Genomic DNA, 13,492 nt, shown 5'->3' on the forward strand with positions numbered 1-13,492 from the left:
TAAAGACCTAAGGACTCCATTCATTAGGTTTTTTAGAGTCTCCAAAATTTAGGACTGATGAGAAGGGTCATGAGCTTAAAGCTCATGATTCCTTTTTTTATGCAGAAAAGTTGCTAGTGTAAGTTTATAAAGATATAATTAAAGGATACATAGTAATTTGGAGGAAAACATGAAATTAGGAATTATTGGTTCTGGAATGATAGTGAAAGATTTCTTATCTTTTGCTCATGAACTTCCAGAAATTAAATTAGAAGCTATAGCAGCTAGAAATATTGAAAATTTAAAAGAATTACAAAACAAATATAATATTAAAGAAATATATACTGATATTGATCTTTGTCTTGAAAATAAAGAAGTAGATACAATTTATGTTGCAGTTCCAAATAATTTACATTATACAGTTGCTAAGAAGGCTCTAGAAGCTGGTAAAAATGTTATTTGTGAGAAACCTTTTACATTAAAGTATGACGAAGCTGTAGAATTGTTTAAAATAGCTGAAGACAAAGGATTAATTTTAATTGAAGCAATAACAAATCAATATCAAAAAAATTATCTTGATATAAAAGATAATATTGATAACATAGGAGAAATACGACTTGTTGAGTGTAATTTTTCTCAACTTTCTTCAAGATACGAAGCATTTAAAAATGGAGTAATAGCTCCAGTTTTTGATAAGAGCAAAGGTGGAGGAGTACTTGGTGATTTAAATATCTATAATATTCATTTTGTCGTTGGATTGTTTGGTAAACCTGGTAAAGTACATTATGTACCTAATATAGTGAATGATGTTGATACTTCTGGTATTCTTTTATTAGAATATGATAGCTTTAAAGTAGTATGTATAGCAGCTAAAGATACGTTTAATAATAGTTATGTAAATATTCAAGGTGATCAAGGTATAATTAAAGTTATTGGTCCTACCAATGAAGTTCCTAATTACAGTATTAAAACAAAAGATAACTTTATAGATGAAAATAAAAATATTCATTCACACAGAATGTTTGCTGAGTTTAAAAAGTTCGTTGAAGTTATAAATAATAAAGATTTTAAATTCATGAATAATCAAAAAGAACATACTTTAAATGTTATGTATATTTATGAAAAAGCGAAAAAATTTATAGAAAATTAAAAAGGAGAAAATCACATGAAAAAATTTTTTAGTAAACCATTTGGAACAGAGGAACAACCTATAGAGGAAGGAAGATACAGACTATTTTGGACTGCGGTGTGTCCGTATGCACATAGAGCAGTTATAGCAAGAGAGATACTAGGATTAGATGATGCGATTAGTTTAGGAACATTGGATTATCGTCGTGGAGAAGAAGGATGGCAATTTAGCTTAGATAAAGATGGTCTAGATCCAGTTTTAAAACAATCAAAAATTAAAGATGTGTACTTAAATAGTGATTCAGATTATGAAGGACCATATTCAGTACCAGTGCTTGTTGATGTAACTACAGGAAAAGTAGTTAGAAAAGAATCTGCTGAGTTACTTCATGAATTTGCGACAGTATTTAGTAAACTACATAAGAAAGACGGAATAGATTTATATCCTGAACATCTTGCGGGTCAAATCGATGAGTGGAATGAAAAATTAGCTGTAGCTTTAAATGATGGTGTATATGGAATGGGATTTGCTGAAAGTCAAGAAAAATATGATGAGGCATTCGAAAGATTCTTTAATATGATGGATGTAGTAGAGGATCGTTTATCAAATCAAAGATACTTTTATGGTAATACAATAACAGAAACAGATATTCGTTTCTATACTACTATGATTCGCTTTGATGTCGTTTATTATGGATTATATTCTGCGAATAAAAAGAGAATTGAGGAATATCCTAACATTTTCAACTACTTAAAAGATTTATATCAAACACCAGGATTCGGATCTACAACAGACTTTGAAGCAATTAAGGTTGGGTATTACGTATCAGCAGGTAAAACTATTGTACCAAAAGGACCAGAAGTAGATAAGTGGAATCAAAGTCACGATAGAGCTAGATTCGAATAAAAGTTTTATGAAAATAATTGATGTAGAAGAATATAACTTCAAAAAAGAAAAACTTTTACAGTATGGATTTAAGGAAGAAGCGGAAAAACTAATATATAGAAAAGAAATTTTAGACAGTAGTTTTTTAATAGAAATAGTATTTGTTAATAGTCAACTTTTGATAGAAGTTTATGATTTAGAATTTGATGAGATTTATTCGTTGTATAGTGTAGATAGTGCTGTAGGTGAAACGGTACAAAATATCAGAGAACATGTAGAGAAACTACTAAGTTCAATATTAGGATTAGCTGATGAATCAGGAAAAATAAGTTCAGAAATCATCGACTATTGTAATAATAAATACGGTGAAAATCATGTTAGTCCTTTTAAAAAATATCCCGATATATTGGCGTTTGTAAATGAAAAAAATAAATGGTATGCCTTGTTTCTGGATGTAGACTATAGTAAATTGAATAAAAATACCGATATTACAACTAAAGTGAAAATTTTAAATGTAAAATATCCTACGGATAACATTTTAGATATTATCGATAATAAAAATATTTTCCCAGCATACCATATGAATAAAAAGCATTGGATTAGTATAGTGTTAGATAAAAATATCAAATTGGAGACAATAAAAGAATTAATTGATATAAGCTATTCTTTAGTTAAATAAAAAAACAGGAACAACTAAAAATCAATTTGTAAAAATTATGATTTAGAGTTGTTCCTTTTTCTATTTATTGTATGCAATTATCAAGAATATTATTTGGAAAATGATAGAAATAATAAAGAAAAATCCAATATAAATCCCTAACGCACCAGCTATGATATACAATATAATATTTATAATTATTAAATAATTTTTCGTGAATTTTATTAATGAGATAACAATATTAAAAATAACAGCTATTAAGAGCATAAAGTAGTGAGGTATTAGAAATGCAAGTAGCAAACCTAAACCAGCACTAGCACTAGGACTGTCAGAATTATTAATTTTTGATATTATATAAGCAAAGTATATTACTGTTAGTACAATGTAAAATATTGACGAAAGTAGTGATAATCTTATAGCGAGTTTTCTTGTTATCTAAAGCCATCCTTCTTCAGTAGATTTTTTTACAGCTTCTGTTCTGTTTTTACAGTTTAATTTAGTTAGGATGTTAGAAATGTAGTTTCTGATAGTTCCTTCCGATAAAAACAGTTCATTAGCAATCTCTTTATTTGGTAATCCTTCTTTAATTTTTAAAAGAATAATTTTTTCTTGATTTGTTAATGGATTGTGACTATTAAAGATGTTCTCCATTAGTTCTGGCGAGTATTCTTTGTGTCCTGCTAAGACGTTATTAATAGTTTTCATAAGCTCATCGATTGAACGATCTTTTAAGACGTAGGCATCTACGTTATTTTTTATAGCACGTTCGAAATACCCCATTCGTTTAAATGTTGTCACAATAATAACTTTGCAATGTATATTATTACTACGAATGTATTCTAGTACGTCTAGTCCTGTTGCTTCAGGCATTTCTACATCAAGTATGGCTACATCTATATCATTAGTAGAAATTAAATTTATTGCTTCTTTTCCATCTTTAGCTTGAAGTACACTCTCAACGCTATCTTCCATTGATAATAATGTTGACATTGCATCTCGTAACATACTTTGATCTTCAGCGATAAGTAATTTCATATTGTCCTCCTGTTGTTATTTATTGATTGTTACTTCGATAGTTGTGGGAGATTTTTTTGATATTATGTTTATTACTCCATTAACTAGTTTAATTCTTTCTCTTATAGATGAAAGTTCCGTTCCGTTAATATTTTCAAAACCATTACCGTTATCAGAGATAATAACAGTGTAGTTGTTATTAGATTCATTTATTTCAATATTGCATTTATTAGCATTACTATGTTTAATGACATTATTCGTTAATTCTTTTAGTACCATTGTAATAGTCCATTCAACAAGCTGAGATGGTAGCGTAGTTATATTATTCTCGATACCTAATGAAATATCAGCCATTGTCATAATATCAGAAATGACTTTTAATTCTTCATTAATACTTCTATATTTAAGCTTATTAATTATAGATCGCGTTTCTGTCATAGAAGAACTACTGATTTCACTGATTTCTTTAAGTTCTTTTCTGGCTGCTTCAATATTATTTTTTTCTAAATATTTTTCAGCTAGTTCTGCTTTTAATTTTAGCATAACAAAGGTATGGCCGATACTATCATGTAAGTCGCGTCCGATTCTATTTCTTTCATTCTCAGCAAGAAGCAGATTAATATGTTCATTGTGTTTTAAACGTTCATTCTTTAATTTAGATCTTTCATAAGCATATTTTTGGAAAAAATAAGTTATAACACACATAGAAGAAAAAATAAATAGGATTATTCTATCTCCAATATTTATTTTTGGATTAGCAATTATATACAATGTTAGACAATTTATAGTTATGAAAAAACTAATTGTCCTATAAGTAAAATATTTATCTTGAAAATGCCAAACGAGCAAATTACTCAGATAAAAACTAAATAGAATATTAGTTGGATGTAAAACAATGGTCATGTAACTGATATAAGCAATTAAATAAAACCATTCTGTAAAAACAAGAATTTTATTTTTTGTATATAACATTCCTATATATGAAGCAATGGCGAGAATAGTTAAGGGTAATATATATTTAGGATAACTTCCATCGATAACATATACAAATGCGAATATAAAAAATACCAATGATAAATAAAATCCATAATTTCCCTTTAATAAATTTAGTAATTTTTTATACATTTCAGCCTCCTTATTCTTTAATAATACCACAATAATATAAGAGTGTGAATAATTTATCCTCACTCTTATATTATTATTATTATTATTTTGATTCTCTTCTGTTTTTTATTACCAATGTAGCAATTATACATACAATTGAGTAGGCTAGAAGTATAGCTAGAGCTTTATAAGAGAAAATATCTTCTTTAATATATTTATTAACGAACTCTAATAGATAGTAGGTTGGTGTCAGTTTAGATATATTTTGTAACCATTCTGGGAAAAGATAAACAGGCCACCAAAGTCCTCCTAACATAGCAAGTCCTAGGTATAATATATTAGCAAGTAACGAAAGTTTTTCTTCTGATTTAATAAGGGATAGAAGTAATCCCATACCTAAAAATGTAATACTACCGATAAGCATAAGAACAGCTGACATAAACCATTCACGAGCTGTCATATTAACGCCCCTAAAGATATGACCAACAGCGAACACAACAACTATTGATATAATAAATGTAATTATTAGACGAATAAAACGAGCAAGGTAATATTCAGATATTTTTACTGGGGAATTATTTAATATGTGTAGATAGTTATTTTTCTCATCTTCTTTTATAGAAATAGGAAGAGAAAATAAAGCGAAGCTTATACTACTAAATGCAGTCATTGAAATAAGCATATCTTTTACTACACGTACCTTTGTTTCGGGATTATCGAATTGCTGCATTCCAGAAAATAGTATAAAGAAGATAACTGGAAAACCTAATCCCATAATAAAATTAGTTAAGTTTCTTTTTATGAATATAAATTCTATTTTTAGTAAGTTAGCAAGATTTTTCATTATTTATCTCCTTGTTTATCTTTTGTAGTTACAAAAATACTATCTAATAATGTTCTGTTTTGAATTTCAATTTCTTTAAATGTGCAACCAGCTTGTTGTAAGATATACCATACTTCATCTGGTTTTTTTGTTAAGAAATTAATATTATCTGTTTTTATTTCTAAATTATTTATAATATCATTATCTTTCAATAAATCTAGATATTTTATAGGTAGTGTGAAGTATTTTTCTATTTCTTCAGCACGCATAGCATGTGGAGTAGTATCGCGAACTAGTTTTCCTTTATTTAGAACTAAGATTCTATCTGCGGTATGTTCCACTTCTTCAATATAATGTGAAGAATAAATAATAGTTAGACCTTTATTTTTTAAGTTATTCACAATTTCCCAAAATCTGATACGTGTTGATGTATCCATTCCAGCTGTTGGTTCATCTAAGAAAATTAATTTTGGTCGGCCTATTAATGTAATAATAAAAGATAATAATCTTTTTTGCCCTCCAGATAATTTTGAAGCGAAATTATCTTTTTGAGAATTATCAAATCGTAGTAGTGCATCGATTTCTTCATTTGTTAATGGATTCTTATACAATTTCTGTATAAAATCGAGTAGTTCTTTTACTTTTAGTTTTTCAGGAACAACATTTTCCTGAGGAAGTATGTTAAGAAATTCTTTTAGTTTTTGGTTGCCTGGATTTAGAGAATTAATTTTTATTGAACCTGAGTTGATAAATTTATTTCCTAATAGACAGTTCATTAGGGTAGTCTTACCAGCTCCATTTGGTCCGATTAAAGCAATACATTCACCAGAATTCACTTCAAAAGAAATATCATTTAAGATGTTTTTCCCTTTAATTGTTTTTGTTATATTTTTTACTTTTATAATATTATTTAATGACATTTAGATCACCTCTCCTTTGATAATTAAATTATATCAAAGTAGGAGAGTGTCTTTTAGTAGGTAATGTCATAAAGTAATATGACAAATGTCATAAAAAAATAGACTTAAGGGATTGATCCAAAAGTCCTAAATTTTAACAAAGTGTATATGATAACTCATAGACGCAGTGGTTTATTGATATCTAAATTCGCTTTATAAAAGCTTTTTAGATATCTAATAAACTGTGCGGGGATGACTCGACAAAATCGATTTCTTCGAAATCACGATTTTTGAGTCACTCCCTTTAAGTCGGTGTATATAGTTATTTCATGTCTTTTATTTCAATAATAGTTGAATCAGTATTGTTGAGAATAAATTTAACTACTGACTTTGCTACTTTTTCAACTGGAAGAGGATAAATATTTTTGAAAAATGGTATACCTAATTTTGAAAAAAATTTAATCGGTAATATATTGAAATAAGAGGTAAGTCTATCTTTACCATACATAAGACCTGGACGTACTATTAGATAATCTAGTTTTGAATCTTTTACTAATATTTCTCCAGCAAGTTTGCTTTCAAAATATTGTTTGAAGCCACCGTTTGCAGAAAAGTAGACGAGTTTATTGATGTTGTACTTTTGACATAATTTAATTGTCTGTGCTACACTTTCTGTGTTTAGCTTTGAATATAGATTTTTATTTTTAATTGTTCCGATTAAATGAATGGTAATATCGTAGCTTTCTTTAATCATTATATTGTCAAGGTCAAAAATATCTCCCTGTATCCATGTTGCTTCATTTTTAGAAATAGAGTGATTTTGGGTTCTAGATAAGTAACTAACTTTTACTTTGTTTTCTGTGAATTCTTTAATTAATGCTTGTCCTACAAAGCCATTACCGCCGATTAGTAGTATGTTCATATGTACCTCTTATTGAATAATTATTTGTTTTAAATATTAACATAACTTGATTCTCAAGTAAATTTATTTAAACTAATGAATAAAAGATGATATAATAATATCAATTTAAAAAGGAGTGTGATTGAATGAAAGTAGGTTTAGTATTAGAAGGTGGAGCAATGAGAGGGCTATTTACAGCCGGTGTCCTTGATGTGTTCTTAGAAAATAATATAGATGTTACAGATATCGTTGGAGTTTCTGCAGGAACACTATTTGGAGTGAATTATGTTTCTAAGCAACCTAAAAGAGCACTTCGTTACAATGTTAATTATATAAATGATAAAAGATATATGAGTTTAAAAAGTTGGATAAAAACTGGAAACTTGATTAATAAGGATTTTACATACTATAAAGTTCCTTTTCAACTTGACGTATTTGATAATAAAACGTTTAAAGAATCAAAGACTAGTTTTTATGCGACAGTAACTAATATTGAAAATGGGGAAGTGGAGTTTATAAAGATAACTGACCCTTATAAACAGATGGAAACTTTAAGAGCCACTTCTGCATTACCATTTATTTCAGAAATAATAGAAGTAGGTGGAAAAAAGTATCTAGATGGAGGAATAGCAAATAGTATCCCGATAGACTTCTTTGAAAAACAAAATTACGATAAAATAATTGTTATATTAACAAGACCTATCACATATAGAAAGAAAAAATCAACAAGTATACAATTTAAGTTGTTTTACAAGAAGTATCCGCATCTAATTGAAAAGTTAGAGAATAGATATAAGAATTATAATGAGACGGTTGAAAGGATACTTGAGTTAGAAAGGCAAGGGAAAGTATTTGTCATAAGGCCAAGTGAAGATATTAATGTAAAGAGACTTGAGAAAGATATCGAAAAACTAAACCACATGTATAATTTAGGGATAAAAGATGGAAAACATATTATAGAAAATTTAAAAGAATATATAAATTATAAAGGAGAACAATAAAATGAGTGAAGAAATTAAAATTAATCCAGAAGAATTCGAAAAAAAATCAAAAGATGAATTAAAAAAAGAATTATCTGATTTAGAATATGCAGTTACTATGGAAAGTGCAACAGAGAGTCCATATACTGGACAGTATTGGGATAGTTTTGAAGAAGGTATATATGTAGATATAACAACAGGTGAACCACTATTTTCTTCGAAAGATAAATTCAAATCTCATTGTGGATGGCCGAGTTTTTCTAAACCAATAGAAAGGGAAGTTACTAAATATTACAAAGATAATTCACATTATGTGGAAAGAATAGAAGTAAGGAGTAGGGTAGGAGACGCACACTTAGGCCATGTATTTCCTGATGGTCCTACTGAGTTGGGTGGACTTAGATACTGTATTAATAGTGCATCTATAAGATTTATTAAGAAAGAAGATTTAGAAAAAGAAGGATATGCAGACTTATTAAGTTTATTCAAATAGTATTTTTAGAATAGGTAATTGATAGAAAATATCGATTACCTATTTATTTTATCGTAAAATAATACTGTTTTTTGATATATTCATAATGATAACAGCTACATAATTTTTACTCAGTTAAATAACAGTAATATAATGGATAAAAAATATCCTTGAATCAAGAAACATTAAATTATTGCGTTTTCATTGCTGTTACTGTAAACTTTTCATTTTTAAAATTTTAATTTTCATAAAATTTTTAAATAAATTATCAAGAATGAAAACACCTGTACTAATACTGTAGTTCACAAAATATACACAAATAGAGTGTAAAAATTATTGTTTTAATTATGAGTTCTTTGTAAACTATGAGTGTAACAAATAATTAATAATTTTATATAATATAAAAAATAAAAATTAAGGAGTGACTTAATATGACAACAGTTGCAGAAAAAAAAGCATTCGTTGGTGGAAAATGGCAAACAGAGGTAGATTTAGTAGACTTTATTACATCTAACTACACTGAGTATAGAGGGGACTCATCTTTCCTTGCTGGACCAACTGAAGCAACTACTAAATTAGTAGAAAAATTCAATGATTTAATGCGCCAAGAGCGTTTAGCTGGTGGAACATTAGACATGGATACTAGTATTCCTTCAACTATCCTTTCTCACGGACCTGGATATATTGAAAAAGATTTAGAACAAGTTGTTGGGTTGCAAACTGATAAACCACTTAAACGTGCGTTAATGACATTCGGTGGTATTAACATGGCTGTTAACAGCTGTAAAGCATATGGATACGAAGTAGACGAAGAAGTTATTAAAATCTTCACTGACTATCGTAAAACTCACAACCAAGGTGTATTCGATGCATATACTCCAGAGATGCGTTTAGTAAGAAAATCTGGTGTTATTACAGGACTTCCAGATGCTTATGGACGCGGGCGTATTATCGGGGACTACCGTCGTGTTGCTTTATACGGAGTAGATCAACTTATCGCTTGGAAAAAAGATGATTTAGCTAAAATCGGTGCTGACGGAGTTATGACTGAACACGTTATCCGTGACCGTGAAGAAGTTAGCGAACAAATTCGTGCTTTAGGTGAATTAAAAGAAATGGCTAAAATCTACGGATTTGATATTTCTGAACCAGCTACAAACGCTAAAGAAGCAGTACAATGGTTATACTTCGGTTACTTAGCAGCTATCAAACAACAAAACGGTGCTGCGATGTCTATCGGTAACATTGCTACTTTCTTAGATATCTATATCGAAAGAGATTTACAAGATGGAACAATTAACGAGTCTCAAGCTCAAGAATTAATTGACCACTTAGTATTAAAATTACGTTGCGTTAAATTCGCTCGTACTCCAGACTACAACCAATTATTCTCAGGAGACCCAATCTGGGCAACATTAATCGTAGGGGAAATGTTAGATGCTGAAAGATCATTAGTAACTAAAACTGACTTCCGTTTCATCCATACATTAGATAACATGGGTAACTCTCCAGAGCCAAACTTAACAATTCTTTGGTCAACTAAATTACCAACAGGATTCAAAGAATACTGCTCTGAATCTTCAATTAACCACAGTGCTATCCAATATGAAAGTGATGAATTACTTGCAGACTTCTTAGGAACTTGTGATAAATCTATCGCATGTTGTGTATCTGGTATGACTACTGGTAAAGATATGCAATTCTTCGGAGCTCGTGCTAACTTAGCTAAAGCATTACTTTACACAATCAATGGTGGACGTGATGAGTTATCTGGTCAGCAAGTTGGACCGAAAACTGAATCTCTACGTGGTGTATTAAACTACGATGAAGTTTGGGCTAAATTTGATGTGTTTATGGAATGGTTATGTAAACTATACATCAATACATTAAACGTAATTCACTACATGCACGATAAATACTCTTACGAAAGCTTAGAAATGGCATTACACGATACTAAAGTTAGAAGATTCATGGCTACAGGTATCGCTGGATTCTCAGTAGCAGTAGACAGTTTATCAGCAATTAAATACGCTAAAGTTACTCCAATTGAAGATGAAAATGGATTAGCTGTAGACTACAAAGTTGAAGGTGAATTCCCAACATTCGGTAACAACGATGACCGTGCAGACGAAATCGCTGTTGAATTACTAAAAACATTCATGACTAAACTTAAAAAACACCCAACTTACCGTGCAGATGAAACTACAACTTCTATCTTAACTATTACATCAAACGTAGTATACGGTAAGAAAACTGGTAACACTCCAGACGGACGTCGTGCAGGAGAACCATTCTCTCCAGGTGCTAACCCAATGAACGGACGTGACCAAAGTGGAGCTCTAGCTTGCTTAAGCTCAGTAGCTAAATTACCATATGAATACAGCCGTGACGGAATCAGCTTAACTGCTGCATTCACACCAAGCTCATTAGGTAAAACTAAACAAGATCAAATTAAAAACTTAACAGCAATGATGGATGGATACTTCAAAAAAGGTGGTTATCACTTAAATACTAACGTATTCAATAAAGAAACATTACTTAAAGTTATTGAATCTCCAGAAGATTATCCAAACTTCACAATTCGTGTATCAGGATACGCAGTACGTTTAATCAGCTTAACTCCAGAGCAACAACGTGATGTATTAAGCCGTACAATGCACCAATTCATGTAATTAAGCAAATAATTAAAAGAAGGTGGAGGCGAAAGGCCTCCACTTTTTAGATTAATATAATTATATTTTCAGAATACGATATTAATAACTATAGAATAGCAAAAGGAGGAAATTGCATATGGAAATGGAAAAAGTAGAAGGAATAGCTATAGAAGAAAAAAAAGAATTGACAGCGAATGTACATTCAGTTGAATCATTTGGTAATGTCGATGGACCAGGGATTAGATATGTAGTATTCTTTCAAGGTTGCATGCTGAGATGCAAATATTGCCATAATCCAGATACATGGAAAATGCATAATCCAGATGCTAAAGTTATGACAGTAGATCAATTAACGAAAGAAATAGTGAAGTATCGTGAATTTTTTGAAGCAAGTGATGGTGGAGGAGTTACAGTAAGTGGTGGAGAATCGCTACTGCAAATTGATTTCATTCTAGAGCTTTTTAGAAAATTAAAGGAATTAGGAATCAATACTTGCGTTGATACTTGTGGTGGTTTTTATGTTAATGCACCAAGTATGAATAAAAAAGTACTAGAATTAATCTCATTAACTGATTTATTCTTAGTCGATATAAAACATATAGACGATGAGCAACACTTGCGTTTAACAAAACGAACAAATAAAAATATTATTCAATTTACTAACTTTTTAAGTGATAATGGTGCAAAAATGTGGATAAGACATGTACTTGTACCGAAATGGACTGATGATGATTATTATCTACAAAAACTTCGTGAGTATATCGATACATTAAATGGTGTAGAGCGTGTTGAAGTCCTACCTTATCATGATATGGCGAAATTCAAATATAAAGAATTAGGAATAGAATATGAATTGAATGATATTAATCCGCCGACAAAAGATCGTATAAAAAATGCTATCGAAATCTTAGGTGCAAGATATGATATAAGTTAAATAATTAAAAGTGGGTAATTAGAAGTCGTATCGTTTAGAAATGACTTTTGAATTACTCATTTTTTATAAAAAATATGACTATAAGTACGAGTTCTTATAGTCATATTTGTATTGCTGTTATTATTGAGCTGCAGCAGTACCTTCTAGCATAGATTTAATATATGCTTCAACATCACTGTTGCTTGATTTTACATTGTACTCTTCAAATAATTTTTTAAGAGCTTTACTAACGATTGTAGTATCTTTCTTAACAGCTTCTTCAGCAGCTTTTTCAGCTAATGCTGGTTTTAATTCATCGAATGATGAATCTTTTTCATCTAATACTTTAATGATGTGGTATCCAAATGAAGTTTTTACAACATCAGAAGTTTTGTCTTTACTTAATGCATAAGCTGCATCTTTAAATTCTTTAACAAATGAGTTATCTTCTTTAGAAGACCAACCTAAATCTCCACCGTTTGAAGCATTTGCAGTATCATTTGAGTTTTCTTTTGCTAGAGTTGCGAAATCCCCACCATCTTTAAGTTTTTTAAGAACGTCTTCTGCTTTTTTCTTAGCTTCTTCGTCACTTAATCCGTTTGGATTTGATTCACTTTTAACACTTACAAGTATGTGTGCTAGGTGATATTGGTGTTTATTTTTTTCGTAGCTTTCTTTAAGTTTATCATCATTTGTACCAGCGTAATCGTTGATTAATAATGTTTGAGCAGCTTTAACTTTTAATCCATCTTTATATTTATCAAGTGTAAATCCTTGCTGTTTTAAAAGTTGTTCGAATTTATCTTTACCACCGTATTGTTCTTGAGCTTTTTGAAGTTGCTCATCGATTGATTTTTGATCGATTTTATTTTTATATTTGTCTAAAAGTACTTTTTGAATCATCATACTTGTAGCTGTTTTAGAAAGTTGGCTAGCACCAATGCTTTCTACGATATCTTTTTCAGTTACGTCTCCTGCTTTACTAGAGATATATTTTGTTCCCCCAGTAGAGCACCCTGCTAAACCTATAACAGAAATACTTAATGCTATAGGTAAAATAGCTTTTTTAAACTTTTTCATT

General features: G+C 29.7%; 13 protein-coding genes. 7 read left to right on the top strand and 6 right to left on the bottom strand.

The annotated features are described in order from the left end of the window. The first annotated feature begins 169 nt into the window (after nt 1–169). From HMPREF3186_RS04460 to HMPREF3186_RS04470, 3 genes are read left to right on the top strand one after another with little or no spacing between them, the layout of a single operon-like run. Nucleotides 170–1,129, top strand: coding sequence for a Gfo/Idh/MocA family protein (locus HMPREF3186_RS04460; protein ID WP_060914110.1), 960 nt, complete (start codon nt 170–172; stop codon nt 1,127–1,129). 15 nt (nt 1,130–1,144) lie between these two features. Continuing rightward, on the top strand, nt 1,145–2,014 hold the full coding sequence (locus HMPREF3186_RS04465; protein ID WP_060914111.1) for a glutathione S-transferase C-terminal domain-containing protein: 870 nt from the start codon (nt 1,145–1,147) through the stop codon (nt 2,012–2,014). A 7-nt stretch (nt 2,015–2,021) separates the two neighbouring features. Beyond that, nucleotides 2,022–2,672: an MmcQ/YjbR family DNA-binding protein gene (locus tag HMPREF3186_RS04470; RefSeq protein WP_060914112.1), complete on the top strand. Its 651-nt coding sequence runs from the start codon at nt 2,022–2,024 to the stop codon at nt 2,670–2,672. A 414-nt stretch (nt 2,673–3,086) separates the two neighbouring features. Here the strand turns inward: HMPREF3186_RS04470 and HMPREF3186_RS04475 are convergent, their stop codons facing one another. The 5 genes from HMPREF3186_RS04475 to HMPREF3186_RS04495 form a co-directional block, all read right to left on the bottom strand. Further along, entirely contained in the window at nt 3,087–3,686 is a 600-nt protein-coding gene (locus HMPREF3186_RS04475) for a response regulator transcription factor (protein WP_060914113.1), read from the bottom strand. 15 nt (nt 3,687–3,701) lie between these two features. Beyond that, on the bottom strand, nt 3,702–4,790 hold the full coding sequence (locus HMPREF3186_RS04480) for a sensor histidine kinase (protein ID WP_060914114.1): 1,089 nt from the start codon (nt 4,788–4,790) through the stop codon (nt 3,702–3,704). Nucleotides 4,791–4,872: 82 nt separating this feature from the next. Then, nucleotides 4,873–5,613 carry an ABC transporter permease gene (locus HMPREF3186_RS04485; protein WP_060914115.1) on the bottom strand — a complete coding sequence of 247 codons (741 nt, stop codon included), beginning with the start codon at nt 5,611–5,613 and terminating at the stop codon, nt 4,873–4,875. Then, nucleotides 5,613–6,512, bottom strand: a complete 900-nt coding sequence (locus HMPREF3186_RS04490; RefSeq protein ID WP_060914116.1) for an ABC transporter ATP-binding protein — start codon at nt 6,510–6,512, stop codon at nt 5,613–5,615. Before HMPREF3186_RS04490 ends, HMPREF3186_RS04485 begins: the two co-directional genes overlap by 1 nt. A gap of 301 nt (nt 6,513–6,813) precedes the next feature. Continuing rightward, nucleotides 6,814–7,413 carry an NAD-dependent epimerase/dehydratase family protein gene (locus tag HMPREF3186_RS04495; RefSeq protein WP_060914117.1) on the bottom strand — a complete coding sequence of 200 codons (600 nt, stop codon included), beginning with the start codon at nt 7,411–7,413 and terminating at the stop codon, nt 6,814–6,816. A gap of 125 nt (nt 7,414–7,538) precedes the next feature. Here HMPREF3186_RS04495 and HMPREF3186_RS04500 point away from each other — a divergent pair, with 125 nt between their 5' ends. The 4 genes from HMPREF3186_RS04500 (at nt 7,539) to pflA (ending at nt 12,432) form a co-directional block, all read left to right on the top strand. Beyond that, nucleotides 7,539–8,393 carry a patatin-like phospholipase family protein gene (locus tag HMPREF3186_RS04500; protein WP_060914118.1) on the top strand — a complete coding sequence of 285 codons (855 nt, stop codon included), beginning with the start codon at nt 7,539–7,541 and terminating at the stop codon, nt 8,391–8,393. 1 nt (nt 8,394) lies between these two features. Continuing rightward, nucleotides 8,395–8,865, top strand: a complete 471-nt coding sequence (msrB, locus tag HMPREF3186_RS04505) for a peptide-methionine (R)-S-oxide reductase MsrB (RefSeq protein WP_060914119.1) — start codon at nt 8,395–8,397, stop codon at nt 8,863–8,865. Nucleotides 8,866–9,275: 410 nt separating this feature from the next. Continuing rightward, nucleotides 9,276–11,516 (top strand): formate C-acetyltransferase, encoded by a 2,241-nt coding sequence (pflB, locus tag HMPREF3186_RS04510; RefSeq protein ID WP_060914120.1) that lies wholly within the window; start codon nt 9,276–9,278, stop codon nt 11,514–11,516. 118 nt (nt 11,517–11,634) lie between these two features. Further along, nucleotides 11,635–12,432 (top strand): pyruvate formate-lyase-activating protein, encoded by a 798-nt coding sequence (pflA, locus tag HMPREF3186_RS04515; protein WP_060914121.1) that lies wholly within the window; start codon nt 11,635–11,637, stop codon nt 12,430–12,432. A 120-nt stretch (nt 12,433–12,552) separates the two neighbouring features. Here the strand turns inward: pflA and HMPREF3186_RS04520 are convergent, their stop codons facing one another. Continuing rightward, nucleotides 12,553–13,491: a foldase protein PrsA gene (locus tag HMPREF3186_RS04520; protein ID WP_060914122.1), complete on the bottom strand. Its 939-nt coding sequence runs from the start codon at nt 13,489–13,491 to the stop codon at nt 12,553–12,555. Between the last annotated feature and the right edge of the window lies 1 nt (nt 13,492).

The organism is Gemella haemolysans, assembly GCF_001553035.1.
GTDB classification, from domain to species: domain Bacteria; phylum Bacillota; class Bacilli; order Staphylococcales; family Gemellaceae; genus Gemella; species Gemella haemolysans_B.